Origin of the sequence: Xanthomonas citri pv. mangiferaeindicae (genome assembly GCA_002240395.1) — a bacterium.
Taxonomy (GTDB): Bacteria; Pseudomonadota; Gammaproteobacteria; order Xanthomonadales; family Xanthomonadaceae; genus Luteimonas; species Luteimonas citri_A.
On record CP016836.1, the window covers coordinates 2,516,896 to 2,540,867 of the forward strand.

Annotated in this window: 27 protein-coding genes and 1 pseudogene; 6 read left to right on the forward strand and 22 right to left on the reverse strand. The window is 70.3% G+C overall.

Annotation, left to right across the window (positions count from 1 at the left end):
• Window positions 1-6: 6 nt before the first annotated feature.
• The 14 genes and pseudogenes from BEN78_10810 to BEN78_10875 form a co-directional block, all read right to left on the reverse strand.
• On the reverse strand, window positions 7-1,368 hold the full coding sequence (locus tag BEN78_10810; GenBank protein ID ASR43790.1) for a magnesium transporter: 1,362 nt from the start codon (window positions 1,366-1,368) through the stop codon (window positions 7-9).
• Between the two features lie 146 nt (window positions 1,369-1,514).
• On the reverse strand, window positions 1,515-3,248 hold the full coding sequence (locus BEN78_10815) for a phosphoenolpyruvate--protein phosphotransferase (GenBank protein ASR43791.1): 1,734 nt from the start codon (window positions 3,246-3,248) through the stop codon (window positions 1,515-1,517).
• Between the two features lie 58 nt (window positions 3,249-3,306).
• On the reverse strand, window positions 3,307-3,576 hold the full coding sequence (locus tag BEN78_10820; protein ASR43792.1) for a phosphocarrier protein HPr: 270 nt from the start codon (window positions 3,574-3,576) through the stop codon (window positions 3,307-3,309).
• Between the two features lie 42 nt (window positions 3,577-3,618).
• The gene (locus BEN78_10825; GenBank protein ID ASR43793.1) at window positions 3,619-4,011 is read right to left on the reverse strand and encodes a PTS fructose IIA subunit family protein; all 393 of its coding nucleotides are present in this window, start codon (window positions 4,009-4,011) and stop codon (window positions 3,619-3,621) included.
• A gap of 104 nt (window positions 4,012-4,115) precedes the next feature.
• Complete coding sequence (locus BEN78_10830; GenBank protein ASR43794.1) at window positions 4,116-4,985, reverse strand: RNase adaptor protein RapZ; 870 nt, start codon at window positions 4,983-4,985, stop codon at window positions 4,116-4,118.
• Window positions 4,982-5,941, reverse strand: a complete 960-nt coding sequence (locus BEN78_10835; GenBank protein ID ASR43795.1) for an HPr(Ser) kinase/phosphatase — start codon at window positions 5,939-5,941, stop codon at window positions 4,982-4,984. The genes BEN78_10830 and BEN78_10835 overlap by 4 nt, the downstream gene beginning before the upstream one ends.
• Complete coding sequence (locus tag BEN78_10840) at window positions 5,938-6,411, reverse strand: hypothetical protein (GenBank protein ID ASR43796.1); 474 nt, start codon at window positions 6,409-6,411, stop codon at window positions 5,938-5,940. Before BEN78_10840 ends, BEN78_10835 begins: the two co-directional genes overlap by 4 nt.
• A 184-nt stretch (window positions 6,412-6,595) precedes the next feature.
• Window positions 6,596-6,922: a ribosomal subunit interface protein gene (locus BEN78_10845; GenBank protein ASR43797.1), complete on the reverse strand. Its 327-nt coding sequence runs from the start codon at window positions 6,920-6,922 to the stop codon at window positions 6,596-6,598.
• A 134-nt stretch (window positions 6,923-7,056) separates the two neighbouring features.
• Window positions 7,057-8,504, reverse strand: a pseudogene (locus tag BEN78_10850) (RNA polymerase factor sigma-54).
• 36 nt (window positions 8,505-8,540) lie between these two features.
• Entirely contained in the window at window positions 8,541-9,260 is a 720-nt protein-coding gene (locus BEN78_10855) for an LPS export ABC transporter ATP-binding protein (protein ASR43798.1), read from the reverse strand.
• A complete protein-coding gene (locus BEN78_10860) occupies window positions 9,260-9,835 on the reverse strand; it encodes a lipopolysaccharide transport periplasmic protein LptA (protein ID ASR43799.1) in 576 nt (191 codons plus the stop codon). The genes BEN78_10855 and BEN78_10860 overlap by 1 nt, the downstream gene beginning before the upstream one ends.
• Window positions 9,813-10,376, reverse strand: a complete 564-nt coding sequence (locus BEN78_10865; protein ID ASR43800.1) for an LPS export ABC transporter periplasmic protein LptC — start codon at window positions 10,374-10,376, stop codon at window positions 9,813-9,815. The genes BEN78_10860 and BEN78_10865 overlap by 23 nt, the downstream gene beginning before the upstream one ends.
• Window positions 10,373-10,924 carry a phenylphosphate carboxylase subunit delta gene (locus BEN78_10870; GenBank protein ASR43801.1) on the reverse strand — a complete coding sequence of 184 codons (552 nt, stop codon included), beginning with the start codon at window positions 10,922-10,924 and terminating at the stop codon, window positions 10,373-10,375. The genes BEN78_10865 and BEN78_10870 overlap by 4 nt, the downstream gene beginning before the upstream one ends.
• 33 nt (window positions 10,925-10,957) lie before the next feature.
• Complete coding sequence (locus BEN78_10875; protein ID ASR43802.1) at window positions 10,958-11,923, reverse strand: D-arabinose 5-phosphate isomerase; 966 nt, start codon at window positions 11,921-11,923, stop codon at window positions 10,958-10,960.
• Window positions 11,924-12,130: 207 nt separating this feature from the next.
• Here BEN78_10875 and BEN78_10880 point away from each other — a divergent pair, with 207 nt between their 5' ends.
• From BEN78_10880 to BEN78_10890, 3 genes are read left to right on the forward strand one after another with little or no spacing between them, the layout of a single operon-like run.
• Entirely contained in the window at window positions 12,131-12,379 is a 249-nt protein-coding gene (locus BEN78_10880; protein ASR43803.1) for a BolA family transcriptional regulator, read from the forward strand.
• Window positions 12,379-13,638 (forward strand): UDP-N-acetylglucosamine 1-carboxyvinyltransferase, encoded by a 1,260-nt coding sequence (locus BEN78_10885; GenBank protein ASR43804.1) that lies wholly within the window; start codon window positions 12,379-12,381, stop codon window positions 13,636-13,638. The genes BEN78_10880 and BEN78_10885 overlap by 1 nt, the downstream gene beginning before the upstream one ends.
• Window positions 13,639-13,640: 2 nt before the next feature.
• A complete protein-coding gene (locus BEN78_10890) occupies window positions 13,641-13,940 on the forward strand; it encodes a hypothetical protein (protein ASR43805.1) in 300 nt (99 codons plus the stop codon).
• Between the two features lie 133 nt (window positions 13,941-14,073).
• Here BEN78_10890 and BEN78_10895 read toward each other — a convergent pair whose 3' ends face one another.
• From BEN78_10895 to BEN78_10915, 5 genes are read right to left on the reverse strand one after another with little or no spacing between them, the layout of a single operon-like run.
• A complete protein-coding gene (locus BEN78_10895; GenBank protein ID ASR43806.1) occupies window positions 14,074-14,790 on the reverse strand; it encodes a hypothetical protein in 717 nt (238 codons plus the stop codon).
• Window positions 14,791-15,507: a hypothetical protein gene (locus BEN78_10900; GenBank protein ID ASR43807.1), complete on the reverse strand. Its 717-nt coding sequence runs from the start codon at window positions 15,505-15,507 to the stop codon at window positions 14,791-14,793.
• A gap of 10 nt (window positions 15,508-15,517) precedes the next feature.
• Complete coding sequence (locus BEN78_10905; GenBank protein ASR43808.1) at window positions 15,518-16,177, reverse strand: phosphoribosylglycinamide formyltransferase; 660 nt, start codon at window positions 16,175-16,177, stop codon at window positions 15,518-15,520.
• Complete coding sequence (locus tag BEN78_10910) at window positions 16,174-16,644, reverse strand: hypothetical protein (GenBank protein ASR45085.1); 471 nt, start codon at window positions 16,642-16,644, stop codon at window positions 16,174-16,176. Before BEN78_10910 ends, BEN78_10905 begins: the two co-directional genes overlap by 4 nt.
• Complete coding sequence (locus tag BEN78_10915) at window positions 16,641-17,717, reverse strand: phosphoribosylformylglycinamidine cyclo-ligase (protein ASR45086.1); 1,077 nt, start codon at window positions 17,715-17,717, stop codon at window positions 16,641-16,643. The genes BEN78_10910 and BEN78_10915 overlap by 4 nt, the downstream gene beginning before the upstream one ends.
• A gap of 142 nt (window positions 17,718-17,859) precedes the next feature.
• On the opposite strand from BEN78_10915, the gene BEN78_10920 reads away from it, so the two are divergent.
• The 3 genes from BEN78_10920 to BEN78_10930 are packed head-to-tail and all read left to right on the forward strand — an operon-like array spanning window position 17,860 to window position 20,814.
• The gene (locus BEN78_10920; GenBank protein ASR43809.1) at window positions 17,860-18,918 is read left to right on the forward strand and encodes a hypothetical protein; all 1,059 of its coding nucleotides are present in this window, start codon (window positions 17,860-17,862) and stop codon (window positions 18,916-18,918) included.
• Between the two features lie 16 nt (window positions 18,919-18,934).
• Window positions 18,935-20,113 carry an AI-2E family transporter gene (locus BEN78_10925; GenBank protein ASR43810.1) on the forward strand — a complete coding sequence of 393 codons (1,179 nt, stop codon included), beginning with the start codon at window positions 18,935-18,937 and terminating at the stop codon, window positions 20,111-20,113.
• Window positions 20,110-20,814 carry a DnaA regulatory inactivator Hda gene (locus BEN78_10930; protein ID ASR43811.1) on the forward strand — a complete coding sequence of 235 codons (705 nt, stop codon included), beginning with the start codon at window positions 20,110-20,112 and terminating at the stop codon, window positions 20,812-20,814. The genes BEN78_10925 and BEN78_10930 overlap by 4 nt, the downstream gene beginning before the upstream one ends.
• 25 nt (window positions 20,815-20,839) lie before the next feature.
• Here the strand turns inward: BEN78_10930 and BEN78_10935 are convergent, their stop codons facing one another.
• The 3 genes from BEN78_10935 to BEN78_10945 all read right to left on the reverse strand — a co-directional run bounded on the left by BEN78_10935 (window position 20,840) and on the right by BEN78_10945 (window position 23,924).
• Window positions 20,840-21,358, reverse strand: a complete 519-nt coding sequence (locus BEN78_10935; protein ASR43812.1) for a molybdenum cofactor biosynthesis protein B — start codon at window positions 21,356-21,358, stop codon at window positions 20,840-20,842.
• Between the two features lie 207 nt (window positions 21,359-21,565).
• A complete protein-coding gene (locus BEN78_10940; GenBank protein ID ASR45087.1) occupies window positions 21,566-22,648 on the reverse strand; it encodes a peptide chain release factor 1 in 1,083 nt (360 codons plus the stop codon).
• The gene (locus BEN78_10945) at window positions 22,626-23,924 is read right to left on the reverse strand and encodes a glutamyl-tRNA reductase (protein ID ASR43813.1); all 1,299 of its coding nucleotides are present in this window, start codon (window positions 23,922-23,924) and stop codon (window positions 22,626-22,628) included. Before BEN78_10945 ends, BEN78_10940 begins: the two co-directional genes overlap by 23 nt.
• Between the last annotated feature and the right edge of the window lie 48 nt (window positions 23,925-23,972).

Consider the following 23,972-nt stretch of genomic DNA (forward strand, 5'->3'; position numbering starts at 1 on the left):
CGGTCCTCAGCGCAGCATGATCGCAGTGGCCAGGCCGAGAAAGCTGAAGAAGCCCATGATGTCGGTCACCGCGGTGACGACGACCGTACCGGCGACCGCCGGATCGACGCGCATCCGCTTGAGCAGCAACGGCAGCAGCACGCCAGCGGTCGCGGCCGAGCAGAAGTTGATCACCAGCGCGGTGAAGATCACCAGCGACAACACCCAGTCGTGGAACCAGACCAGCGCGACCAGCGCGACCAGGGTGCCGATCAACATGCCGTTGATCAGCGCCACGCGCAGTTCCTTCCACATCAGGATGCGGGCGTTGCTGGCGCCCACCTGGCCCAGCGCCAGGCCGCGCACCATCAGCGTGAGCACCTGCACCGCGGCATTGCCGCCGATGCCGGCGACGATCGGCATCAACACCGCCAGCGCCACGACTTTTTCGATCGTCGCCTCGAAGCGACCGATCACGAAAGCGGCCATGAACGCGGTCAGCAGATTGATGCCCAGCCACACCACGCGGCCGCGCACCGCACGCCGGATCGGCGAGAACAGGTCCTCGTCCTCGTCCAGACCCGCCGCGCCCAGGGCCTGGTGCTCGGCCTGCTCACGGATGATGTCAACCACGTCGTCGACGGTGATCCGGCCCAGCAGCACGTTGCCGTCGTCGACCACCGGCGCGGAGACCCAGTCGTTGTCGGAGAACTGGCGCGCGACCTGATCGGCCGATTCGTCGACGTGGATCGAGTCGAGCTCGTCGTCGATCAGCCGGTTGATCGGGGTGCCGGGATCGCGGGTCACCAGATCCTGCAGCGCGACCCAGCCGATCAGCTGGTGGCGGCGGTTGACCACATACAGATGGTCGGTGTGATCGGGCAGTTCGCCGCGCAGGCGCAGGAAGCGCAGCACCACGTCGACCGTGGTGTCGGCGCGCACCGTCACCACGTCGGGGTTCATCAATCGGCCGGCGGTGTCCTCGGGATAGGAGAGCACCTGTTCCAGGCGCTCGCGGTTCTCCCGGTCCATCGAGCGCAGCAGCGTGTCGATGACCGCATCGGGCAGGTCCTCGACCAGGTCGGCGAGGTCGTCGATATCGAGATCTTCGACTGCTGCGACCAGCTCGTCGGGATCCATGTCCGCGATCAGGCTCTCGCGGACCTCGTCGCCGACGTGGACCAGCACCTCGCCGTCGTCGTCGGCATCGACCAGCCCCCAGACCACGATGCGCTTGTCGTGGGGCAAGGACTCGAGCAGGTTGCCGATCTCGGCCGGCGCCAGCGTGTTGACCATGCGCCGTACCGGCCCCAGCCGCCCGCTGTCGAGGGCATCGGAGAGCAGGCGCAGCTGGCGCGCGGTCTTGTCGTGGCGGACGGCTTCGGCCATGAACGGCTCCGTTGCGCGTCGCGACGCACGCGGCGCGACTGGGTCAGATATGCATCGCTGCATTATCCGCGCTGCCCGCCGATCTGCACACCCCGGTCAAGCGTATCGGTTCGCGCGCGTTGGGTGCCGGCGCGGCCGGCATCGGCTCAGCCGGCCGCGCGTGCCGGCTGCGCGGCGTCGAGCCAGCGTTCGATCGACGCGCGGTCGCGTGCGCGCAGCAACGCCGGCGTCCGCGATCGCAGCGCGCGCAGGTCGATCCCGCGGATCGCGCGGCGCACTTCCAGCAGCGGCGACGGGTGCAGGCTCAGTTCCTCGATGCCCAGCGCCAGCAGCAGCGGTGTGAAGCGCGCATCGCCGGCAATCTCCCCGCAGACCGAGGCCGGGATGCCGCGCGCGCGCGCCACGCGCACGATGCCGTGCAGCAGGCGGATCACCGCCGGGTGCAACGGCGAGTACAGGTCGCCGAGCGCGTCGTTGTTGCGATCGGCCGCCAGCAGGTACTGCACCAGGTCGTTGGTGCCGATCGACAGGAAGTCGAGCTCGCGCACGAACGTGGGCAGCGCGATCGCCGCCGAGGGCACCTCGATCATCGCCCCCAACGCGATCCGCTCGGCGGTCTCGTGCCCCTCGGCGCGCAGGTCGCGCTGGACCCGGTCCAGCAACCGGCGCACCGCGACGATCTCCTCGCGCCCGCTGACCATCGGCACCAGCACCCGCACCGGGCCGTAACCCGAAGCCCGCGCGATCGCCCGCAACTGGGTCTCCAGCAAGCCGTTGCGCGCCATCGACAGCCGCACCCCGCGCAGGCCCAGCGCGGGATTGGGCTCGTGGCGCAGGGCCAGCCCGGTGTCGTCGGCCTTGTCGGCGCCGATGTCGAGCGTGCGGATCGTCACCGTGCGACCGGTCATGCCCAGCACCAGGTCGCGATAGGCGCGGAACTGCGCGTGCTCGTCGGGGATTTCGCGGCTCTGCAGGAACAGGAATTCGGTGCGGTAGAGGCCGACGCCGGCCACGCCCAGCGCGTGCGCCTCGGCGACGTCCTCGCGCGATTCGGCATTGGCCCACAGCTTCATGTCGACGCCATCGAGCGTCTTGCTCGGCTCGCGCCGCAGCCGGCGCAACTGCTTGCGCTCGCGCTTCTCCTCGCGCAACCGCGCCCGATAGGCGCGCAGGTCCTCGGCATTGGGCTCGACGACGATCTCGCCGGTGCCGCCATCGACGACCAGCACTGCACCGTCGTTGATCTGGGCCAGCGCCTGCGGCGCGTTGACGATCAGCGGCAACTGCAGGCTGCGGGCGAGGATCGCCGAATGCGACAGCGTGCTGCCGGTCGAGGTGACGATGGCCAACACGCCCTGGGCCTGCAGCCGACCGATCTCCGATGGCGCGATCGCATCGGTCACCAGGATCTCGCCGGCCACGCCTTGCAACTCGGCCTCGTGCGCATGCAGCGCCGCGTGCACCCGGCCGATGACGTGGTCGATGTCCTCGATGCGGCTGCGGAAGTAGGCATCGTCCATGCCTTCGAACACCGCCGCCAGGCGGTCGCGCTGCAGCCGCAGCGCGTAGTCGGCGCCGTACAGTCCGGTGCCGACGAGCTCGTCCAGGCCCTGCAGCAGTTCCGGATCGTCGAGCAGCAGCGTGTGCAGGTCGAGGAACTCGCCGACCTCGTGGGCCAGCGCGCCGTGCAGCTGGTCGCGCATCGTGCGGATCTCGCCGCGCACCTGGGCGATCGCGGCGTGCAGTCGCGCCAGCTCGGCCGGCGCCTGGTCCGGGCCGATGCGCTCTTCGGCGACTTCGAGCGCGTGCGGTTCGCGGACGCGCGCGCGCCCCAGCGCGTTCCCGCGCGAGGCGCCGTGCCCGTGCAGCGACTGCCGCATCAGGCGTGCTCGCCCGCCGCCGGACGGCAGGTTGCGCGGGCGGGCGGCGAGGCGTTCATCACCCCTCCTCGTCGAACCGGCGTTCGAACAGCGCGGCGGCCGCTTCCATCGCGGCGGCTTCGTCGTCGCCATCGAGCCGCAGCACCACCCGCGTGCCGTGGCCGGCTGCCAGCAGCATCACCCCCATGATGCTCTTGGCGTTGACCTCGCGGCCCTTGGCGACCAGCGTCGCATTGCAGCGGAAGCCCGACAGCACCTGCACCAGCTTGGCGGTGGCGCGCGCATGCAGGCCGAGCTTGTTGGCGACGAGCAGTTCACGTTCGATCATCGGGGGCGGGGCCTGTCCTGGAAGCGAAAAGATGGCGGCGCATCAGGCGTCGTCGAGCACGACGCCGTTGCGGGCGCCCGCCGCGGCTGTGGCCGGCAACGCGTCGAGCGCCTGCTCAGGATAATTCATCACCCGCAGCAGCATTGGCAGACTGAGTGCGGAGATGCGCCGGGCAGGTGTGCCGAGACGCGCGAGCTGAGCTGCGACATTGCTGGGGCTGGCGCCGTAGAGATCGGTGAGGATCAGTACACCATCGCCATCGTCCACCGTGCGCATCGCTGCGCTGGCCTTGGGCAATGAGACCTCGAGCGCCTCGTCGAAGGGCACCTCGAACACCGCGGTGCGCAGCGGCAGCTGCGTCAACAGGCGCACGGCCACCGCGTGCATCGCAGTGCCGATGCCTTCGTGGGTCAAGAGGAGTACGCCGACGGCCATGCGTGGACGTTACCAGAGCGAGGGGACCGCCCGGAAGCGTCGCGGCCGCGATACAGCGTCCGCGCCTGCCGCGCAGCCGTGCGCCGCCACGCGCTGCGGGGCGCTCAGTCGAGCTCGCGGTGCCAGGTCGCCACGTCCGGCCAACCGGTCTCGCGGGCATGGCGCGCGAGCGCCTCGGCCAGGTAGACCGAGCGATGCCGGCCGCCGCTGCATCCGAACGCGACGGTGACATAGCTGCGCGTGGCACTGCGCATGCGCGGCAGCCAGGTGTCGAGGAACTGCGTGACCTGGGCCACGAACTCGCCGACCTCGGCATGGGCCTCGAACCAGGTCCGCACATCCACATCGCGCCCCGACAGCGGCCGCAGGCGTGGATCCCAATGCGGATTGGGCAGCGCACGGGCGTCGAACACGAAGTCGGCATCGGGCGGCACGCCGCGCCGGTAGGCGAAGGATTCGAACAGCAGCGACAGCGCGTCGTCGTCGGCGAGTTGCAGTTCGGTGACTACGCGCCGGCGCAGCTGGTGGACGTTGAGGTCGCTGGTGTCGATCACCGTGTCGGCCAGCGCGCGCAACGGTCGCAGCAAGGTGCGCTCCAACGCGATCGCATCGGCCAGCGACACGCCGACGCGGCTGAGCGGATGGCGGCGGCGGGTGTCGGCGTAGCGGCGCAGCAGGATTTCGTCGCCGGTTTCGAAGAACACCAGGCGCGGATCCAGCCCCATGCGGCCGACCTCTGCCAGCCAGGTCGGGATCCGCGACAGGTCGGTATGCCGGTTGCGCACGTCGATGCCGACCGCGAGCCGCCGCGGCGGCTCGTCGGCGCGGGTCACGTTGCCGACGAACTCGGCCAGCATGCCGGCCGGCAGGTTGTCGACGCAGTAGAAGTCCAGGTCCTCGAGCGTGCGCAGCGCGACCGACTTGCCGGCGCCCGACAGGCCGCTGACCACGTACAGCAGCGGGGCATCGGTCATGGCGCGCCCCGCTCGAGGAACTGCGAATGCCGGGCCAGGAACGCTGCCGCCGGGTCCAGGCCCTTGGTGCGCAGCACATGCGTGCGGGTCGCGGCCTCGGCGAGCACCGCGAGGTTGCGGCCGGGCATGACCGGCAGCGTGATCAGCGGCACGTCCAGGTCGAGCACGCGGCGGATGCCCAGGTCGCCGGTCAAGCGCACCATGCCGTCGCTGTCGCCGGCCAGGGGATCGGCGTTGGGCCGGCTCAGGTGCACGATCAGCCGCAGATACTTGTTCCGCTTGACCGCGGTGTCGCCGAACATCTCGCGGATGTTGAGCACACCCAGGCCGCGCAGTTCCAGCAGGTCCTGCAGCAGCTCGGGGCAGGTGCCGTCGAGCACGTCCGGTGCGATCTGGGTGAACTCGGGCGCGTCATCGGCGACCAGGCGGTGGCCGCGGGTGATCAGCTCCAGCGCCAGTTCGCTCTTGCCCGATCCCGATTCGCCGGTGATCAGCACGCCGATCGAATAGATCTCCATAAAGACCCCGTGCAGCGTGATCCGGGGTGCGAGCACGCGCGCCAGGTGGTACTGCAACAGGTTCAGCAATTCGTGGCCGCGGTTGGGCGAGCTCCACAGCGGGGTCTGCGATTCCTCGGCCGCCTCGCGCAGATCTTCGGGGCAGGGCTGGTCCTTGCTGATGACCAGCGCCAGCGGACGGTACTGGACGATGCGCTCGATGGTCTCCCAGCGCAGCCGCGAATCCAATCCGTCGAGCCAGGCCAGCTCCTCGGTGCCCAGGATCTGCACCTTGTTGGGATAGATGATGTTGAGGTAGCCGGCGAGCGACGGGCGGCGGGCGATCGTCTCCACCGCCTCGAGCGAGCGTTGCGCGCCATGCTGGCCGGCCAGCCAGCGCAGCCCCAGTCGATCGTGCAACTGCGCGAACAGTTCCTGCGCTTCGATGGTCGCGTTCATGCGTTGGCCGCAGTCGATTGTCCGACATCGTCGAGCAGCAGCGCCTGCAGCGCGTGACGGTCGTGCGCACCGCGCAGCGCGTCGCGGAAGGCGCCATCGGAGAAGCGCTCCACCAGGCCCGACAGGAACTGCAGGTGCTGCTCGACCAGGTGTTCGGGCACGCACATCGCAAAGACCAGGTCGACCGACTCGCCGTCCGCGGCGCCGAAGTCGACCGGCGACGACAGCCGCAGGAACGCCGCGCGCGGCTCGTGGAACGCGCCGCTGCGTGCATGGGGAATCGCGACGCCGCGTCCGATGCCGGTGCTGCCCAACTGCTCGCGTTCGCGCAGGGCGCGGCCGAGCAGCGGGGTCATGGTGGGCGAATTGCCGGACAAAAGGCGCGCGGCCGAATCCAGCACAGCGTCGCGGGAACCAGGCGCGACCAGCATCACGATGCGGTCGGCCGAGAGCAGATCGGAAAGAGGCATGCCGAGCGGGCTCGAGGACGGGGCGTGGGGCCAGCAGTCTAGCCCGATTCGACGCGGGGTCGTCGCAGCGCGCGGTCCGGGTCGCGGCGGGCACGTCGCCTGCGGCCTGGGGAAGGGAATACGGGCGATGTCTCCGGCCCGTCGGTGTCGGCCGGCCGCGTCGCCGCGGCCGGCCAGGGAACGATCAGCCGAACGTACCGTCGCGGGCGGGGTTCTCACCGCGATGATGGTCGACGATCTTCTTGCGATGCTTGACGACGATCCGGTCGAGCTTGTCGGTCAGCAGGTCGATCGCGGCGTACATGTCGACTGCGCTGGCATCGACGTGCTGGGTCTTGCCGGCGATCGTCAGCGTTGCCTCGGCCTTGTGGTCGGGCTTCTCCAGGCTGAGCTGGACGCGGACCTCCAGCGGGCCGTCGAAATGCCGGGAGAGCTTCTGCAGCTTGGTCTCCACGTACTCGCGCAGGGCGGGCGTCACTTCGATCTGATGGCCATGGGTCTCGACGTGCATCGGCAACCTCCTTCAAGGTAGGAAACGGACCGTCGGTCGATGTGCCGGCGGTCGGGTTCAGAGTAGCGCGGCCGGCGTGGCTGACAAGCGGCCACCGGTCGCACCCCTAGGGACCATCGTGCGGGGCGGGAAGTTCAGGCGATGCGAACGCGTTCGTGGGATGAGGCGATCTGCATCGCCTCGCGGTACTTGGCCACGGTGCGGCGTGCGACCGGCACCCCGGCGGCTTTGAGCAGGTCGGCCAGGCGCGCATCCGACAGCGGTTTGCGCGGATCCTCGGCGTCGATCAGGCCGCGGATCATCTGCTGGATCGCGGTGCTCGAGGCCTCACCGCCGCCTTCGGTGCCGATGCCCGATGCGAAGAACGCCTTCAGCGGCAGGGTGCCGCGCGGGGTATGCACGTACTTGCGCGCGACCGCGCGCGAGACGGTCGATTCGTGCATGCCGATCTCCTCGGCGACCTCTCGCAAGGTCAGCGGCCGCAATGCGCGTTCGCCGAACTCCAGGAATCCCGACTGCTGGCGCACCAGGCAGCGCACGACCTTGAGCAGGGTGTCGCCGCGCGCCTCGAGGTTGCGCAGCAGCCAGCGCGCCTCCTGCAGCCGCCCGCGCAGGTAGCCCGCGTCGCTGCTGCAGGCGTGCTCGATCATGCGTTCGTAGCCGCGATGGATCGTCAGCCGTGGATGCTGGCGGCCGGCCAGCGTGACGCGCCAGACGCCGTTGTGGCGGCTGATCACGCAGTCGGGGGTGACGTAGTTGTCTTGCGGCACGCCGCCGATGCGTGCGCCGGGCCGCGGGTCGAGGCTGCGCAGCAACTGCAGCGCGGTCTGTGCCTGCTCCAGCGTCTGGCCCAGTGCATCGGCCAGGCCCTGCGGGCCGAGCCTGGGCAATCGCTCGATATGCGTGGTCGCCGCCTGCAGCGCGATGGCGCGCCCGGGGGTGTCGGCAGGCAGCGCCTCGAGTTGCAGCCGCAGACACTCGCCCAGGTCGCGCGCGCCAACCCCCGGCGGGTCGAAGCGCTGGATCCGGTACAGCACCGCGGCGATCTCCGCCTCGGTGGCGCGGGTCTCGGGCAACAGCGCCTCGGCGATGCCCGCGAGCGTTTCGCGCAGATAGCCATCGTCATCGATCGCATCGATCAGTGCGATGCCGATATTGCGATCCCGCGGCGAGACCGTGCTCAGATGCCACTGCCAGGACAGGTGGTCGCGCAGGTCTTCGGACTGGATGATGCGATCGGCCGGATCGCCGTCGCCTTCGCTGTCGGCGTCGCTGCGCTGTCCGCCGGCGGCCTGCCAGCCATCGTCGCCGTCCCAGGCGGGAGCGGCGGCCTCGTCGTCGTGTGCCCGGTCCGGCGCGTCGGGCGTGTCGTCGCCAGCGGCCTGGCCATCGCTGCGCTCGCCCGCGCTCGATGGGGCCGGCATCGGGGCATCGTCCCAGTCGAGCAACGGATTGCTCTCGACCGCAGCCGCGATCTCGGTCTCCAGTTCCACCGCCGAGAGCTGCAGCAGATGCAGCGCCTGACGCAACTGCGGCGTCAGGACCAAGTGCTGCCCTGCGATGTCTGCAACCGTGGCTTCATCGTCCCCGGATCTCCATGGCCGGATACGCGAGCACGTTACAGACGGAAGGAATCCCCAAGGTAAACGCGGCGCACGTCCGGATCGGCCAACAGCGCCTCGGGCGCTCCCTGCGCGAGCACGCCGCCATCGCTGAGGATATACGCGCGGTCGCAGATTCCCAAGGTCTCGCGGACGTTGTGGTCGGTGATCAGCACGCCGATGCCGCGTTCCTTGAGATGGGTGACGATGCGCTGGATCTCGCCGACGGAGATCGGGTCGACACCGGCGAAGGGTTCGTCGAGCAGGATCATCCGCGGGTTGGCGGCGAGCGCGCGCGCGATCTCCACCCGGCGGCGTTCACCGCCCGACAGGCTGGCGCCAGCCTGGTCGGCGACGTGGCTGATCTGCAATTCGTCCATCAGATCGGCCAGCGCCTTGTCGCGGCCCGGCTTATCGAGGTCCTCGCGCAGTTCGAGTACCAGCATGATGTTGTCGGCCACGCTGAGCTTGCGGAACACCGAGGGTTCCTGCGGCAGGTAGCCGACGCCGCGCTTGGCCCGGGTGTACATCGGCTCGGCGGTGATGTCGTGACCGTCGAGCACGATGCGTCCGGCATCGGCCGGGACCAGGCCGACGATCATGTAGAAACAGGTGGTCTTGCCGGCGCCGTTGGGACCGAGCAGGCCGACGACCTCGCCCGCCTCGAGCGTCAGCCCGAATTCCTTGACGACCTCGCGCTGTTTGTAGCGCTTGCGCAACCCCTCGGCGACGAGCATCAGCGGCCGCCTCCGGTTCCCGGCTGGGCCGCAGGCTGCGTGGCGGGCGTGGCGGGCGTGGCGGACGGCTGCGCCGGCTGGCGGTTACGCGGCTCGAACTGCATGCGCACGCGGCCCTGGCCCTCGCCGCCGCCCTGCACCTGGCCGGTGGACATGTTGTAGACGATCCGCTCGCCCTCCATGCGGCCGCGACCAGGCTGGTTGACGATCGCGTTGCCGGTCAGCACGACCGTGTCGTTGGGCATGTTGTAGTCGGCCTGGGCGGCGGTGGCGTCGACCCAGCCGCCGTCGTCCATCTGCTGCTTCATCTTGACCGGGCCGCCGGTCAGGATCACCCGTTGGAACTCACCGCCGTGGCGGCGCACGTCGGCGCGGCTGGCCTGGATCTCGAGCGTGCCCTGGCTGATGGTCACGCCGTTGGTGAACAGGCAGGGCAACTGCTCGTTGCTGACCGAACAGTCGCTGCCGCCGGCGTCGACCGACAGCGTCTGGTTGCGGTCGGCTGCCTTGGCCAGGACGGCGCCGGGCGCAAGGGCCAGGACGAGGAGCAGGCTAGCGGCGGGAATTGGGTTCATTGCGGAATTTGACCTGGGAAAGGAGTTCGATCCGCCCCGACTCGAGATCGGCGCGCATGCCCGTGCCCTGCATTGTAGAGCCGGGCTGGACCACGTCCACGAGCGCGTCGGAGGCGGCCTGGTTGCGTTGCGGGAACACGTCGAGCGCCTCGGTGCGCATCGTCGTGGGGCGCGGCGCGCCGTCGGGGCTGGTCGCGGTGACCTCGCCGCGCAAGCGCACCAGTTCGTTGTCCTCCGACACCCAGCCGGTCTTGGACCGGACCTGCCAGTGGCCGCCGGATTCGGCAGGAATGTTGAACACCGGAGTGACCAGTTCCAGCGTGCGCGCGCCCGGGGTCTGCTGCAGTTGCGGCGCCTGCACTGCGAATGCCTCGCGACCGTCGCTGTCGAGCGCGACGAGATCGAAATCGCGCAGCAGATAGTCAGTGCGGGTATCGGCGGGGCCGTCGACGGCCAACCGGTCCTTCTGGCGCCAGGCCGACCAGCCCGACACCAGCGCGCCGGCGAGCAGCAACAGCGTCAGTCCCAGACGCCAGTTCACGAGATCCGCCCGTCGGCGTGGATCGTCGCCAGACGCCCCTGCGCATGCAGGATCAGGTCGCACAGCTCGCGGCCCGCGCCGCGCCCGCCGGGTGCGCGCGTGCGCCAGTGCGCCGCCGAAACGGCGCAGGCGTTGGCGTCGGCCGGGGCCACGGCGAGGCCGGCCTCGCGCATCGCACCGACGTCGGCCAGGTCGTCGCCCATGAACGCGACCTGGTCGTCATCCAGGCCGAGCTCGGCGCACAGCGCGACGACCCGGGCCCGCTTGTCGGCGACATGCACGTGCGCCTGCACGCCCAGGTCGGCGGCGCGGCGCTCCACGATGCCGCCGGGACGCGCCGTGACCATCGCCACCGTGATGCCGGCCTTGCGCAGCAGCACCAGGCCCTGGCCATCGTGGACGTGGAAGGTCTTGATCTCCCGTCCCTCGCTGTCGAAGCCGAGCCCGCCGTCGGTCAGCGTGCCGTCGACGTCGAAGCACGCCAGGCGCACGCGCGCCGCGCGCGCGAGCACATCGGGCGGCACGTGGTCGAAAAGGGAGGCGGGCATCGGTGTCGTTCTGTCCATGAATGGAGAGTGGGGTTACACCACGCGGGCGCGCAACAGGTCCTGAATATTGAGGGCGCCCACGACCCGGCGCTCGGCGTCGAGCACCGGCAGCATCGTGATCTTGCGCGTCTCCATCAGGCGTGCGGCTTCCACCGCCAGCGCGTCGGCGTCGATCGCAATCGGGTCGCGGGTCATGACGTCGGCGATGCGGGCATCGCGCACATCGATGTTCGGGTCGGTGAGCGTGCGCCGCAGGTCGCCGTCGGTGTACAGGCCGATCAGCCGCTGCGCCTCGTCGACGACGACGGTCATGCCCAGCCGCTTGCGGCTCATCTCCATCAGCGCATCGGCCAGCGAGGCGTCCGCACGCACCGCCGGCACCTCGTCGCCGCCATGCATGACGTCGCGGATGTGCAGCAGCAATCGGCGGCCGAGCGCGCCGGCCGGGTGGGAGCGGGCGAAGTCGTCGGCGGTGAAGCCGCGCGCGTCCAGCAGCGCCACCGCCAGTGCATCGCCCATCACCAGCGAGGCGGTCGTGCTGCTGGTCGGCGCCAGCGCCAGCGGGCAGGCCTCGGCCGGCACGCTGATGTCGAGATGGATGTCGGCGGCCGTGGCCAGTGTCGACGCCGGGCGGCCGGTCATCGCAATCAGGCCATTGCCCTGGCGTTTGAGCACCGGCAGCAGCATCAGGATCTCGTCCGATTCGCCCGAGTACGACAGCGCCAACACCACGTCGGCGTCGGTGATCATGCCCAGATCCCCGTGCCCGGCCTCGCCCGGATGCACGTAGAACGCCGGGGTGCCGGTCGAGGCCAGGGTCGCGGCGATCTTGCGCGCGATATGGCCGGACTTGCCCATGCCGGTGCACACGACCCGGCCGCGGCACTCGAGGATGCGCGTGCAGGCGGCGGTGAAGGCGCCGTCGAGTCGGGCGGCCACGGCGTGCAGGCCCTGGACCTCGACCTCGAACACCTGACGCCCGCTGTCGGCGAACGCCACCCTACGCGTGGCGGGGCGGGCGGAGACGGCCTGGGCCGCGTCGTCGAACGTATCCGGCAAGGGTCTTTTCCGTTAGGCTAAGCCGTTCATTTTATGCGCTTCCCGGCGTGAATGCCCGCGACCGTCGGCGGCGTCGAAGACGGCTCATCCCCGCTTCACGCGAGGCGGCGCCCGGCCCCGTCCTGCGGCGCCCACAGGATCGAAGACTTGGATACCCGCACCATCACCGCACTCATCCAGCAGGGCATGCCCGACGCCCATGTGCATGTGGAGGGCGCCGACGGCGTCCATTTCGAAGCGCTGGTCGTCTCGCCCGCCTTCGCCGGCAAGCTGCCGCTGGCCCGCCATCGCATGGTGTACGCCACGCTCGGTGCGCGTATGGGCGGTGAGATCCACGCGCTGGCGCTGCGCACGCTGACCCCCGACGAACACGCGCGGCAGACGGGGCAGGGCTGATGGACAGCATCATCGTCTCCGGCGGCGCCACGCTGCAGGGCGAGGTCCGCATCTCCGGCGCCAAGAATGCGGTGCTGCCGATCCTGTGCGCGACGCTGCTGGCCGACGCGCCGGTCGAGATCGGCAATGTCCCGCATCTGCACGACGTGCTGACCACGGCCAAGCTGCTGGCCGGCCTCGGTGCCGGCGTCGAGCACGACGTCGACGGCGCGCGGGTGATCGTCGATCCGCGCGGGGTGCACAGCCACGTCGCGCCGTACGAACTGGTGCGTACGATGCGCGCCTCGGTGCTGGTGCTTGGGCCGCTGCTGGCGCGCTTTGGCGCGGCCGAAGTGGCGCTGCCCGGCGGCTGCGCGATCGGCGCCCGGCCGGTGGACCTGCACATCAAGGCGCTCGAGGCGCTGGGCGCGACGATCACCGTCGAGCACGGTTTCATCCGCGCCCGCGCGCAGCGCCTGCGCGGTGGGCACGTGGCGTTCGAGACGATCAGCGTCGGCGCGACCGAGAACGTGCTGATGGCCGCGACGCTGGCCGAGGGCGACACGGTGATCGACAACGCTGCGCGCGAACCGGAGATCGTCGACCTGGCGCAGTGCCTGGTCGCGATGGGCGCCGACATCCGCGGCGCCGGCACCTCGCGCATCGAGGTCCGCGGCGTGGAGACGCTGCACGGCGCGCAGCATGCGGTCGTCGCCGACCGCATCGAAACGGGCACGTTCCTGGTCGCCGCGGCGATGACCGGCGGACGGGTGACCGCCACGTCCACGCGTCCCGATACGCTCGGCGCGGTGCTCGACAAGCTGCGCCAGGCCGGTGCCGAGATCACGATCGACGGTGATCGGATCACGCTCGACATGCACGGCCGCCGCCCGCGCGCGGTCGACATCGTCACCGCCCCGCATCCCGGGTTCCCGACCGACATGCAGGCCCAGTTCATGGCGCTCAACTGCATCGCCGAGGGGCGTGGCACGATCGACGAGACGATCTTCGAAAACCGCTTCATGCACGTCAACGAACTGATGCGCCTGGGCGCGGAGATCGACATCGACGGGCCGCGGGCTTCGGTCACCGGGGTGGAGCGCCTGAGCGGTGCGCCGGTGATGGCGACCGATCTGCGCGCTTCGGCATCGTTGATCCTCGCCGGTCTGGTCGCCGAGGGCGACACCACGATCGACCGCATCTACCACCTCGACCGCGGCTACGAGCACATCGAGCGCAAGCTCGGCGGCCTCGGCGCGAACATCCGGCGGGTACGCTGACGATGGCGTTCCGCGGTCGCATGTCGAGCCGGCGGGTGGCGTTGTTCGCGACGCTCGCCGTGGTGTTGCTGGCGCTGGGCTGGATGCGCTACACCGGCGCGGCGGCCTTGAGCGGCATCGCGTTCAAGGACATGGATTGGAACGAGGACGGTGAGTTGACCCGCAGCGAAGTGTTGCAGGGCTTCTTCACGATCGTCGCCGTGCGCACGACCGACGGCGCCCGCAGTTGCGTCGACTACCGCCGACGCGGCTCGGGCGAGTCGATCCGCGTCGAGTGCCGGACCACGCCCGCCGCGCCGTAGCCAGGGGTCAGAGTCGATTTCGCCTCGCGAAATTGCACTCTGACCCCGGTTTTGACCTAGGCGGTCTGCCGTCATCACGCCAAAAACAAGGCCCCGCAATGCGGGGCCTTGTTCGTTCTGTCGCCAGTTGCGCTCAGTTCACCGACTGCAGGCGCATGTCGATATGGTCGCTGCCGTCGCGACGCTGCAGCAGCCGGGCCGGGACCGGCAGATCGTCGACGATCCAGGCCACGATCTCGCGCCGTCCGTCGGTGCGCACCACCTTGGTCGCCTGCAGCGTCCGACCGCCGACCGTCACCGCCTCGGTGCCCTGGCGCTCGAACACCTGGCGCTTGCTGCGGCCGTCCTCGACAAGGCGATAGCGCAGCGGCGAACGGCCGGCCTGCACGTCGCGCACCAGCACCAGATTCATCAGCATGCCGTCCAGGTCGCCGGGCTGCAGCTTCACCGGGCCGCCCTGGTCATCTTTGACGTCCCCGCTCCAGCGCGCTTCGCCGGCGTTCCAGTCGTAGGTCGCGTTGACACTGCGGCGCTTGACCAGCATCGCCGCCAGACCCGATTCGCCGCGCTGGGAGTCGGTGCTGCTGATCGGCCGCCACTGGTCGCCGTTGGCTTCGAACACCGTGCTTTGTTCGAGCCGGGCGCCGGCACCCGTGACATTGAGGCTGTACTTCCAGCGTTCGCTGCCTTCGCGGGCGAGCTTCATGTCGGCCTGCCCACGCAGACCCATGAAGGTCGTCTGGTAGCTCGCGGTGAAGGGCTCGAGCGCCAGCGCCGGCAGAGCGGCGAGCGACAGCAGGGCGGCGCCGCAGGCGGCGAGCAGGCGGGGGCGGCGGGTCGTCTGGGGCATTTAGGGAACTCCTTGGTATTCGACGAGGCGCAGGTCGATCGCGTCTTCGCCGTCTTCGCGTTGCAGGATGCGGATGGGGGTGGGAACGCCATCGGCGATCCAGACGATCATCTCGTCATTGCCGCCGTTGGTCCGTGAAACCCGCAACGCCGAATAACTGACGTCGGCGACCTGGACGATCTCCGGCTCGGGCGCGGTGAGGTAGGCATAGTCGCGTGCGCGGCCGCCGTCGACGAAGCGGTACTGCAGCGCCGCGCCCGGGGCGGCGTCGCGGACGATCGCCAGGTTGATCAGCAGCGCGCTCATGTCGCCGGGCTGCAGTGGCACCGGGGCGCGGCGGCGCTTGCTGATGTCGCCGGTCCAGGTCGCAAGGCCCCGTGCCCAGTCGTAGATGCCCTCGGTGCGGCGGTTGAACAGCACCGCCGCCTTGCGCAGCGTGTGCTGAGTCAGCGGGCGGAAGGTCTCGCCGACGACGTCGAAGCGGGTGCCCTGCTCGACGTTCAGCCCGAGAATGCCGGCGAACCCGCGATTGCCGCGGATGCTTAAGTCGATCTGCCAATTCGGCCCGTCGGGCTGCAGCCGCATGGTTGCGGTGCCCGCCTGGCGGCCCTGGTACCAGGCCTCGTAGGTTGCGACGAACGGCTGCAGCGGCGCCGCCCGGCCGGCGGGCATCCAGGCGATCAGCAGGCCGGCAACGAGGGCGAGGAGAGGGCGCATTCGGCGGCCATCATGGGAAGCGCTGGTTGGCTGCCAGCTGAAGCGGCGCCACTGCGATCCGGCCGTCGATCTGCACCGCGCCGGCCGCGTTCAGCTGGACCCGCCCGGCGGCGATCCAGCGCAGGGTTTCCAGCAGCAGCGGATGTTCGCGCGTCAGGACCCGCTGGGCGAGCGCGGTCTCGTCGTCGCCGGGGTGCACCGGGACGCGCGCCTGGGCGATCACCGGCCCTCCGTCGAGGTCGGCGGTCACGAAATGCACGCTGGCCCCATGTTCGTCGACCCCGGCCGCCAGTGCCTGGCGATGGGTGTGCAGGCCCTTGAAGGCCGGCAGCAGCGAGGGATGGATGTTGATCATCCGGCCGGCGCGCCCTTCGACAGCCGCGGCGCCGATCAGGCGCATATAACCGGCGCAGACGATCAGCTCGGGCGCGGCGGCGTCGATCGCTGCGAACAGTGCGGCGTCGTGCGCGTGGCGGTCGGCGTGGTCGCGTGGGCGCACGGCCTGCGCCGGGATCCCGGCAGCGCGCGCGCGTTCCAGCGCGCCGGCATCGCCGCGATCCGACCAGACGCCGGCCACGGTCGCGTCGAGCGTGCCGGCGGCGATCGCGTCGAGGATCGCCTGCAGGTTGCTGCCCCGACCCGAGGCGAGCACCGCGATGCGCAGCGTCATCGAGTGGGGCCGGTGGCAGAGAATGCGGCGTGCACGTCGGGGCGCGACAGCACGACCAGCGCGTAGACACCAAGTGCCGTGCCCAGCGGAAAGTTCAGGCACACGAGCGCGGCGACCGCCACACACAAGCCGTGGCGTCGACGGCGTGCGAGATCGAAGCCGGCGCGGATGCACAGGGCGCCGCCGGCCAGCGCGGCCAGGACCAGCGCGCCGACCACCGCGATCGTGCTGACCCCGCCCGGATCAGCGAAGTCGTCCGCAGCTTCATTGACGACGCCGAACACCAGCAGCACCAGCAGCGGCAGGCTCCCGGCCAGCGACAGCGCACCCAGGACATGGTGCAGGACCGAGAGCGTGCGCAGTTGCCCATCGATCTGCGCCGGCGACAATGCGGGCGCGGCCGGGCTCGGGACCCGGGGGGCGCGTAGGGCACGTGGTCGGGTTCGGCGTGCATGCGGCCGGCTCAGCCGATACGTACGCGCTCGCCGTCGCTGTGCGCGACGACCTCGCCGATCGACCAGTGGGCCAGGCCCAGGCCATCGAGCGCGGTGCCGAACGCCCCGACGCTGTCGGCCGGCACCACCAGCACGAAACCGATGCCGCAATTGAAGGTGCGCCACATTTCGTGGTCGGCGACCGCGCCTTCGCCCTGCAGCCATTCAAATACCGGTGGCAGCGGCCACGACGACGCGTCGATCGTCAGGCCGAGGCCGTCTGGAACCACTCGGATGATGTTCTCGGTCAGGCCGCCACCAGTGATGTGCGCCATCGCATGCAACTGCGGTCCGAGCGGCCCGCGCAGCAGCTCGAGCACCGGCTTGACGTACAGCGTGGTCGGCGCCATCAGCGCATCGACCAGCTTCACGCCGCCGACTTCGACCTCGGCCGGGCTGCCGGCCCGATCAAAGATGCGGCGGATCAGCGAATAGCCGTTCGAATGCGGACCGCTGGACGCGATGCCAACCAGCACGTCACCGGCCTGGACCTTGCCGCCGTCGCGCAGTTCCGACTTCTCGACCGCGCCGACGGTGAAGCCGGCCAGGTCGTACTCGCCGATGCCATACATGTCCGGCATTTCGGCGGTCTCGCCGCCGATTAGCGCGCAGCCCGACAGTTCGCAGCCGCGGGCGATGCCGCCGATGACCGCGGCCGTGGTGTCGATGTCGAGCTTGCCGGTGGCGAAGTAGTCGAGGAAGAACAGCGGTTCGGCGCCCTGGACCAGCACGTCGTTGACGCACATCGCGACCAGGTCGATGCCGATGGTGTCGTGACGGCCCAGCTGCTGGGCGAGCTTGAGCTTGGTGCCCACGCCATCGGTGCCCGAGACCAGCACCGGCTCGCGGTACTTGCCCGACAGGTCGAACAGCGCGCCGAATCCGCCCAGGCCACCCATGACCTCGGGCCGGAAACTGCGCTTGACCAGCGGCTTGATGCGTTCGACGAGTGCATTGCCCGCGTCGATGTCGACGCCGGCATCGCGGTAGGTCAGGGGAGTGGGGGCGGTCACGGCGGCCGTCGCGAAGCGGAAAGGACCGGGGATTCTAGCAGCCGCGGCCGGCCTGCCGCGGTCGGCGCGTCGGCGTATCGCCACGAACCGCTCGCGCGGTTTGTGGCACCATCCCGCGTCGATGTCCCCCCGACTCAGGATCAACCGGATGCACCGCCCGAAGCGCTCGTTGGGAATGATGGCGTGGCTATTGGCCGCCCTGCTGCTGTCCGCCGGCCAGGCGGCCGCGCAGCGCATGGAGGGCGACCGCGCTGAAGGCACCGGCCTGTACGCGGCCGAGATCCCGGTGCGCAGCCAGAACGAGAACGAACGTACCGCGGGTTTCTCGCGCGCGCTGGCCCAGGTGCTGGGCAAGCTGTCGGGCGACCGCGGGGTCGCCCAGCGGCCGGGCGTGTCGCAGGAACTGCGGCGCGCAGAACAATATGTAGAGGGCTACGACTACCGCCAGGACGAGGGCGTGTCCTCGCGCGGCTCGCCGACCTTCACCACGACCCTGGTGGTGCGCTTCCGTCCCGAGGATGTCGACGGCGTGGCGGCCGCGCTCGGCCTGCCGGTATGGCCCGATCCGCGGCCCAAGCCGGTGCTGTGGCTAGCCATCGACGACGGCTCCGGGCCGCGGCTGGTCGGCCTGCAGCAGAACAACGTCGCCCGGCCGGTGCTTCAGCGCGCGATCGAGCGCGGTTACCGGCTCGGGCTGCCGGGCGGCAGCGCCGCCGAGCAGGCCGCCGTCGGCGCGATCTGGCGGGGCGACACCGCCGCGATCGCCCGCATCTCGGCGCGCTACAACCCACCGATGCAACTGGTCGGCAAGCTCTACCGCGACGGCAGCGGCTGGAAGGCCGACTGGATCTTCGTCGATGGCGGCCGGGTGCTGGCGCGCTGGAGCGAAACCGGCGACGACGCCCGGCGGATCCTGCCGACCGGCGCCGACGGCGCGGCCGACGCGCTGACCCGCCGCTACGCCAAGGCCAGCCCGGCCGGCACGCCTTCGACCGAAGCGATCCTGTTCACCGGCATCAACAGCAGCGCCGACTTCATCCGCCTGTCGGCGCAGTTGCAGCGGATGTCGGTGGTCCGTGCGATCCGTCCGCTGCGCGCGACGCCGCGCGGGCTGGAGGTGCAGCTCGACCTGCTGACCGGGCTGAGCGGTTTCCGCCGCATGGCCGACGAGAACGTGCTGGTCGAGGCCGACGGCGCCCCCGAGGGCGTGACCCCCACTTTCCACCTGCGCTGATCGCGCCAGGACGACCATGACCGAGCACGATCCCGCGAACGCCGACATCGCGCGTTTCCTCCGGCGCCTGCAATGGGGATTGGCGTTGGTCGCGGTCGCCTGGGTGATCGGGCAACTGGGCCCGGTGCTCACGCCGTTCGTGCTGGCCGCGCTGCTGGGCTGGCTGGGCGACCCGCTGGTCGATCGCATCGAGCGCCGCGGTCACTCGCGCACGCTGGCGGTCTCGCTGGTCTTCGCGCTGATGACGCTGCTGCTGGCGCTGGTGCTGATCATCCTGGTGCCGATGATCGAACGGCAGATCGTGACCCTCGTCGACAGCCTGCCGGCTTACCGCGACTGGATCATCGGCACCGCGCTGCCTTGGATCGAGCAGCGCACCGGCTACGAGGTCGTCGCCTGGCTCGATACCGACCGGTTGATCGAGCTGATCCGTGAACACTGGCAGCAGGCCGGCGGCGTCGCCGCGGCGGTGCTGGGCTACCTGTCGCGCTCGGGCTTCGCGCTGCTCGCGGTGGTGATCAACCTGGTGCTGGTGCCGATCCTGACGTTCTATTTCATGCGCGACTGGGACCTGTTGGTCGAGCGCTGCGCCTCGCTGGTGCCGCGCGACCACATCGGCACCGCGAATCGGCTGGCGCGCGAGACCAGCGAATCGCTTGGCGGTTTCCTGCGCGGCCAGTTCCTGGTGATGCTGGGACAGGGCGCGATCTATGCGGTGGGCATGTCGCTGGTCGGTCTGCGCCTGGGTCTGCTGATCGGCATGATCGCCGGGCTGATCAGCTTCATTCCGTACCTGGGCGCGACCGTCGGCATTTTGATGGCGTTGATCGCGGCAATCGTGCAAGTCCAGGGCTTCGACTGGACGCTGCTGATCCTGATCGGCGTGGTGTTCACGATTGGCCAGCTCGTCGAAAGCTACGTGCTGACCCCGCGCCTGGTCGGCGACCGGATCGGCCTGCATCCGGCCGCGGTGATCTTTGCAGTGCTGGCCGGCGGCCAGTTGTTCGGCTTCCTGGGCATGCTGCTGGCGTTGCCGATGGCCGCGGTGGCCAATGTGCTGTTGCGCTACGCACACGAGCGCTACACCCAGAGCAAGCTCTACGCGGGCGACAAGCCGACGATTGCATTGGCAGGCAGCAGCATCGCAGTGCCGCACGACAGCCGGACCGACGACCCGGTCGATCCGACGCGATGAGCGCGCCATCGCCGCAATTGCCGCTGGCGCTGCGCTATCCGCCGGACCAGCGGCTGGACACGTTCGTCGCCGACGACCCGGCGCTGATGCCGCAGTTGCGTGACTTCGCGCTGGCTGGTGCACGCCGGGCGCTGTACGTCGCCGGCCCGGCCGGTACCGGGAAGACCCACCTGGCGATCGCGCTGTGCGCGCAGGCCGAGCAACTTGGCCGCAGCGCGGTCTACCTGCCCTTGCGCAGCCTGGCCGGGCGCGTGCGCGCGGCCGCCGAGGCCTTGCAGGGGCATGATCTGGTCGCGGTCGATGGCTTGGAGGCGATCGCCGGGGATCGCGATGACGAGGTCGCGCTGTTCGACCTGCACAACCGGCTGCACGATGCCGGCCGCAGCGTGTTCTACACCGCCGACCAGCCGCCCGAGGGGTTGGCGCTGCGCTTGCCCGACCTGCGCTCGCGGCTTGCGCAGAGTGTGCGCGTGGCCCTGGCGCCGCTCGACGACACGGGCCGGCATACGCTGCTGCGCCTGCGGGCCGAACGCCGCGGCCTGCAGGTCGACGCGGCGACGATCGATTGGTTGTTGCGCCGGGTCGATCGCGACCTGCCGGCGCTGACCGCACTGCTCGACCGGCTCGATCGCGCCTCGCTGGCCTCGCAGCGCCGGCTCACCGTCCCGTTCGTGCGTCAGGTGCTGGCCGAGGCCTCGTAGCCGCAGTCGGCGCGCACGCGCGCCGTCACTCCTTCAGGCGCGGACGGATCGTCGCCAGGTTGCAGGGCCGGGTGGTCGAATCGAGCTGGTGGCGGATGATCCGCTCCCACGCCGTCGTGCAGGCCGAGGTCGAGCCGGGCAGGGCGAAGACGAAGGTCGCGTTCGCCAGGCCGGCGAATGCGCGCGACTGCAGCGACGAGGTGCCGATCTCCTCGAACGACACTGCGCGGAACAGTTCGCCGAAGCCCGGCATCTCCTTGTCGAGCAAGGGCAGCAGCGCTTCTGGCGTCGAATCGCGACCGGTGAAGCCGGTGCCGCCGGTGACCAGGATGCCGTCGACATCGGGATCGGCGATCCAGCGCGAGACCAGCGCGCGCATCGCGTAGCGGTCGTCGGGCAACAGGGCGCGCTCGGCGACGCGGTGGCCGTCGGCGCGCAACGCCTCGGCGAGGTAGTCGCCCGAGGTGTCGTTGGCGGCCGTGCGGGTGTCGGAGACCGTCAACACGCAGATGGACAGCGGAATACGTTCGTTCAATGCGCTCATGCGGTCAGATTACCACCGGCACACACGCACCCGCCGGCCGCCGGGTGTGACGCATGGTCGCGACGCCGACGCTTCAGTGGCACCTCCCGCGCGCGGGGAGGTCGGGCGCCGAACTGATTCGCCAGGACGCCAGGACGTCAGGACGCCAGCATCGCACCTCCCCCGCGCGCGGGGGAGGTCGACGCCAGAGGCGTCGGGTGGGGGGGCTTATTGCGCGGTCAGTTGCGCCAGTGCGTCGGCCTGGTGTTCCTGCGACAAGCGGTCGACGAGCGGCTCGAGTTGGCCCTCGAGCACGTTGGGCAGGTCGTAGAGGGTCAGGCCGTCGACCCGGTGGTCTGTGATCCGGCCCTGCGGGTAGTTGTAAGTGCGGATGCGCTGGCTACGGTCGCCACTGCCGACCTGCAGTCGGCGGATCTGCGCCGTCGCGGCCGCGCGGCGTTCGGCTTCGGCCTCGGCCAGCATCGCGCGCAGCCGCTTCATCGCCTTGTCGCGGTTGGCGTGCTGGCTGCGCTCGGTCTGCGACTCGACCACGGTGCCGGTGGGCACGTGGGTGATGCGGATCGCCGAGTCGGTCTTGTTGACGTGCTGGCCACCCGCGCCCGAGGAGCGGAAAGTGTCGACTTTCAGATCGGCCGGGTTGAGCACGATGTCGGCGGCCTCGTCCTCGATCGGGATGATCGCCACGGTCGCCGCCGAGGTGTGGATGCGGCCCTGCGATTCGGTCTCGGGCACGCGCTGCACGCGGTGGGTGCCTGACTCGAACTTCAACCGCGCGTAGGCGCCGGCGCCTTCCACGCTGGCGACGATCTCGCGAAAGCCGCCGTGCTCGCCCGGGTTGGCCGATTCGACCTCGACCCGCCAGCCGTTGCGCTCGGCGAAGCGCTGGTACATCCGGAACAGGTCGCCGGCGAAGATCGCGGCCTCGTCGCCGCCGGTACCGGCGCGGATTTCCAGGTACAGGCCACCCTCGTCGCGCGCATCGCGCGGGACCAGCAGCGCCAGCAGTTCGGCTTCGAGCGACTCGATGCGCGCGGTCGCCGCAGCGATTTCTTCCTCGGCGAGTTCGCGCAGATCGGCGTCGTCGAGCATCGCGCGCGCGGCGGCGAGGTCGGCATGCGCCGCGCGTTCCTGCGTCAGCGCCGCCGACAGCGGTTCGAGCTGGGCGAACTCGCGCGACAGCGCACGGTAGCGGCCCTGGTCGGCGACCGTGGTCGGATCGGAGAGCAGGCGTTCGACCTCGTCGCGACGCTCGGCCAGGGCCTCGAGCTTAACGCGCAGGGTCGGCAGCATCGGCATCGGTCCGGGCGGGAGCGGGTGGCAGCAGCCGGTCGAGGCTGTCGGCCAGCGCGTCGTCGCCGCGCAGCGCGGCCTCGCGCAGCGCAGCGGTGGGCAGGTGCAGTAGCCGATTGGTCAGGGTGTGGGCGAGCAGTTCGAGCACCGCCTCGGGGGGTTGGCCGGCCGCGAGTTGCTGGCGCGCGCGTGCCAGCGATTCGCTGCGGATCGCGTCGCCGTGCGCACGCAACCGCTTGACCGGAGCCAGACGCGCGCTCGCCGCACGGGTCTCGCCGTAGCGGCTGACCTGCAGGTCGATGATCGCCTCGGCATCGCTCGCAGCCTCGCGCCGGCTGCGGCGGTTGTCGTCGAGCGTGCGCTCGAGGTCGTCGACCGTGTACAGGAACACGTCGCGCAGTTCGGCGACATCGGGCGCGATGTCGCGCGGGACCGCGAGGTCCATCAGCAGCATCGGGCGGTGCTTGCGTGCGGCCAGCGCGGCGGCGACCTGGGGCCGGGTCAGCACTGGCTCGCGGCTGGCGGTGGCCGAGAACACGATGTCAGCCAGGAACAGGTGACGGTCGATCTCGTCGAGCGGCAACGCGATGCCGCCGTGCCGTGCCGCCAGTTCCTGGGCGTGGGCATAGGTGCGATTGGCGACCAGCAGCCGCTTGACCTTGGCCTGCGCCAGGTGCCGGGCTGCCAGCTCGATGGTCTCGCCGGCGCCGACCAGCAGCACCGCCGAATCGGAGGGGCGTGCGAACGATTCCTGCGCCAGCCGCACGGCGAGCGAGGCGACCGACACCGGGCTGTTGCCGATCCGGGTCTCGCTGCGCGCCCGCTTGGCGGTCACGAAGGCATGCTGGAACACGCGGTCGAGCTCGCCGCCCAGCGTGCCGGCGCTGCGTGCGGTGGCCCAGGCCTGCTTGACCTGGCCCAGGATCTGCGGCTCGCCGAGGACCAGCGAGTCCAGCCCGGTCGCCACCCGGAACAGGTGGCGCACCGCATCGTCGTCGCGATGGCGGTAGAGATAGGCGTCGAGCGAGCCGCCGCCCGTGCCGCCGTCCTGGTCGGGATGGGCAGCCAGCCAGTGCGCCAGTGCGCTGCCGTCGTCGTCGGCGACCGCGTAGAGCTCGGTGCGGTTGCAGGTCGACAGCAGCGCGACTTCGCGCACTTGGGGCAGCGACTTGAGTTCGGCCAGCGCCGTCTGCAGCGTATCCCCGGAGAACGCGACGCGCTCGCGCAGGGCGACCGGCGCGGTCTGATGATTGATGCCGAGGGCGTACAGACTCATGGGCTGGCGGGCTCTCCCGGGATGGCTCATCCCGTTCAGGCGCTTGCG

What these genes read in the sequence shown, in the direction of transcription:
- BEN78_10845 (ASR43797.1), bottom strand. Translation starts at nt 6,922, where the DNA reads ATGCACGTCGAGACCCATGGCCATCAGATCGAAGTGACGCCCGCCCTG.
- BEN78_10815 (ASR43791.1), bottom strand. Translation starts at nt 3,248, where the DNA reads ATGCGGCAGTCGCTGCACGGGCACGGCGCCTCGCGCGGGAACGCGCTG.
- BEN78_10905 (ASR43808.1), bottom strand. Translation starts at nt 16,177, where the DNA reads ATGACGCTGCGCATCGCGGTGCTCGCCTCGGGTCGGGGCAGCAACCTG.
- BEN78_10840 (ASR43796.1), bottom strand. Translation starts at nt 6,411, where the DNA reads ATGCCTCTTTCCGATCTGCTCTCGGCCGACCGCATCGTGATGCTGGTC.
- BEN78_10825 (ASR43793.1), bottom strand. Translation starts at nt 4,011, where the DNA reads ATGGCCGTCGGCGTACTCCTCTTGACCCACGAAGGCATCGGCACTGCG.
- BEN78_10860 (ASR43799.1), bottom strand. Translation starts at nt 9,835, where the DNA reads ATGAACCCAATTCCCGCCGCTAGCCTGCTCCTCGTCCTGGCCCTTGCG.
- BEN78_10870 (ASR43801.1), bottom strand. Translation starts at nt 10,924, where the DNA reads ATGCCCGCCTCCCTTTTCGACCACGTGCCGCCCGATGTGCTCGCGCGC.
- BEN78_10820 (ASR43792.1), bottom strand. Translation starts at nt 3,576, where the DNA reads ATGATCGAACGTGAACTGCTCGTCGCCAACAAGCTCGGCCTGCATGCG.
- BEN78_10945 (ASR43813.1), bottom strand. Translation starts at nt 23,924, where the DNA reads ATGAGTCTGTACGCCCTCGGCATCAATCATCAGACCGCGCCGGTCGCC.
- BEN78_10855 (ASR43798.1), bottom strand. Translation starts at nt 9,260, where the DNA reads ATGCTCGTCGCCGAGGGGTTGCGCAAGCGCTACAAACAGCGCGAGGTC.
- BEN78_10900 (ASR43807.1), bottom strand. Translation starts at nt 15,507, where the DNA reads ATGCGCCCTCTCCTCGCCCTCGTTGCCGGCCTGCTGATCGCCTGGATG.
- BEN78_10835 (ASR43795.1), bottom strand. Translation starts at nt 5,941, where the DNA reads ATGAACGCGACCATCGAAGCGCAGGAACTGTTCGCGCAGTTGCACGAT.
- BEN78_10940 (ASR45087.1), bottom strand. Translation starts at nt 22,648, where the DNA reads ATGCTGCCGACCCTGCGCGTTAAGCTCGAGGCCCTGGCCGAGCGTCGC.
- BEN78_10890 (ASR43805.1), top strand. Translation starts at nt 13,641, where the DNA reads ATGGCGTTCCGCGGTCGCATGTCGAGCCGGCGGGTGGCGTTGTTCGCG.
- BEN78_10935 (ASR43812.1), bottom strand. Translation starts at nt 21,358, where the DNA reads ATGAGCGCATTGAACGAACGTATTCCGCTGTCCATCTGCGTGTTGACG.
- BEN78_10920 (ASR43809.1), top strand. Translation starts at nt 17,860, where the DNA reads ATGATGGCGTGGCTATTGGCCGCCCTGCTGCTGTCCGCCGGCCAGGCG.
- BEN78_10830 (ASR43794.1), bottom strand. Translation starts at nt 4,985, where the DNA reads ATGACCGATGCCCCGCTGCTGTACGTGGTCAGCGGCCTGTCGGGCGCC.
- BEN78_10895 (ASR43806.1), bottom strand. Translation starts at nt 14,790, where the DNA reads ATGCCCCAGACGACCCGCCGCCCCCGCCTGCTCGCCGCCTGCGGCGCC.
- BEN78_10810 (ASR43790.1), bottom strand. Translation starts at nt 1,368, where the DNA reads ATGGCCGAAGCCGTCCGCCACGACAAGACCGCGCGCCAGCTGCGCCTG.
- BEN78_10885 (ASR43804.1), top strand. Translation starts at nt 12,379, where the DNA reads ATGGACAGCATCATCGTCTCCGGCGGCGCCACGCTGCAGGGCGAGGTC.
- BEN78_10930 (ASR43811.1), top strand. Translation starts at nt 20,110, where the DNA reads ATGAGCGCGCCATCGCCGCAATTGCCGCTGGCGCTGCGCTATCCGCCG.
- BEN78_10925 (ASR43810.1), top strand. Translation starts at nt 18,935, where the DNA reads ATGACCGAGCACGATCCCGCGAACGCCGACATCGCGCGTTTCCTCCGG.